This is a genomic window from bacterium (genome assembly GCA_035371905.1).
GTDB lineage: Bacteria > Ratteibacteria > UBA8468 > B48-G9 > JAFGKM01 > JAMWDI01.
On record DAORXQ010000162.1, the window covers coordinates 1 to 2,208 of the forward strand.

General features: G+C 28.3%; 2 protein-coding genes. Both read left to right on the top strand.

The annotated features are described in order from the left end of the window. On the top strand, positions 1-1,718 hold a 1,718-nt coding region (locus tag PKV21_10020), incomplete at its 5' end, for a hypothetical protein (GenBank protein ID HOM27822.1). Beyond that, on the top strand, positions 1,715-2,208 hold a 494-nt coding region (locus PKV21_10025), incomplete at its 3' end, for a hypothetical protein (protein HOM27823.1). The genes PKV21_10020 and PKV21_10025, both read left to right, overlap by 4 nt.

Consider the following 2,208-nt stretch of genomic DNA (forward strand, 5'->3'; position numbering starts at 1 on the left):
AGAGGGAAAAAGTGATTGAATGGGTTGAAAACTGGGAAAAAAACTTAAATACAACAAGAGATTTATTTGCAATTTCTCTTGTTTTTTGTGAACTCGGTATTTATGATGAAAGGATTGAAAAATACCTTTTACTTGCTGAAAAAATGCAGGATAGAAATCCCGAAAGTAAAACTTATGGAAACTTTAAATGGTATTTAAATTCAGAAAAAGTTGTTGACCTTAATTCCGTTGAATTTTCTTTAAGAGAAGGTTTTTTAATATGGATAAGACATAGGGAAAAATTGAGTAAAAAAGCAGTTGAAATTCTTGAAAGGTTATTGAATATAGGAATAAAAGGTGTTTTAAATCATTCAGTTCCGGTCAGATATACAAATATTTTTTTAATAAAAACATGGAATTTGATTGCCTATGGTGAAAACTTTGATAATGAAGAAATAAAAAATATGGGTTATAGAAATCTTGATGAATGGCTTATTTATACAAAAGAAAACGGAATAAGAGAGTATGCTTCACCAAATTATTATCATGTTGATATAACTGCTCTTGGATTGATTTATAATTATACCAAAAATAGCGAAATAAGAAGAAAAAGCGAAATTGCACTTAAATTGTTCTGGACTGATCTTGCCCTGAATTTTTTTGAACCAGCAGGAAGAATAGGAGGTTCAAAAAGCAGGGATTATGACTATTTATACGGAAGGGATGGAGTGGAAACACTTTTAACATATTATGGATGGATAGAAAAACCAGAGGACTATTTTTATAAATATCTTGTTGCTCTTTCACCTTATAAACCTGATGAAACAATAAAAGAATTGAACAAAAAATATCCAAGATATATAGAAAGAAAAATAGGGAATAGAAAAGGAGAATGGGCATGTCATTATCTTGGAAAAGAATTTTCTCTTGGTGTATGTGGTATTCCATATAGCCCCCAAGATAAACCTCTTGTATTTTTATTTTCATCAAAGGAATTACCAAATGGATACCTTATTTTTGATGCAAGAAATGACCCTTATGGAGAAAAATTAGAAATAATGCCATGGTCAGGAGGAGAACATAAAGTTTATCTTCATCTTGTTCCTTTTTTCACAGCAAATCAGGATAAAAATGAAATAATTATGTATGCAAATATAGATGCTTCTGACCCATCAATACCAAGAATTGCTCCAAATGTTTCAGGTTTTTATACCCATTTTGTTTTTCCTTTTGTTGAGGTTTACATAAATAAAAAAGAGATTAATTTGAAAAAAGAAGAAAAAATTAAATTTTTAAATGATGATGTTTTAATAGTAAAATATAAAAACGCCGCAATTGGTATAAGAATTTTTTATGCAAAAGATATGTATGGAAATTCTGCTGAAATTTATCTTATAAATGATGGGAATAAGTATAATGTTTTAAGATTAACTGTTGTTCATTCAGATAAAGAAGAAAAAAATGGAAGAGGAGAGATTGCTTTCTATATCAGGGGAGAAGATGACATAGAAGATGAAAAAAATATTGAAGAATTTTATGAAAAAATGAAAAATATGAAATTTGAGATAAAACAGGAAAATAACATTTATGAAATTTATAAGGACTCAATTTTAAAGTTAAAATTCAATCCTTTAAAAAACGAAAGAGTTGTTGATAATGAAGTAAAATGTATATTGGGAATTGATGGAGAGGATATTGGTAGTAAAATTTTGAGTGAAATAAAAGGAGGTACTTTATGAAAAAGAGTTTAATCTTATGCTTTTTGTTTTTAAGTAAGTTTTTATTTTCAAGGTCTGCAGTTATATGTAATGCAACAGGATGGTGGGATTTCCCTTCTTTTCCACTTGAAGAATACAAAATTAAAGATTTTAGATATTATATACCACCAGAAAGAGTTGAATTTAAATCAAATCTAAATGACAAATTTGTTGAAGATATACAGAATTCTAAATTACTCTATTTTGGACAGGCAAGAAACAGTATAGGTCCTGTCGGTGATATGATTTTTGGGAATCCGAAGTACAGAGAGGCAGTAAAAAAATTTCTTGAAAATGGAGGAACAATAATTTTCGATATGGGAATAAATATGGGAAAAGAAACCATGAGTTTTTTAAATGAAATTGGTGTTACACTCCCAAAATATAAAGGAATTCAAGGAGTTTCTGGAGAAGAAATTTATCCTGTTATATCAACTGAAGAGAAAGAAAAAAATCATCCAATTTTAAATTT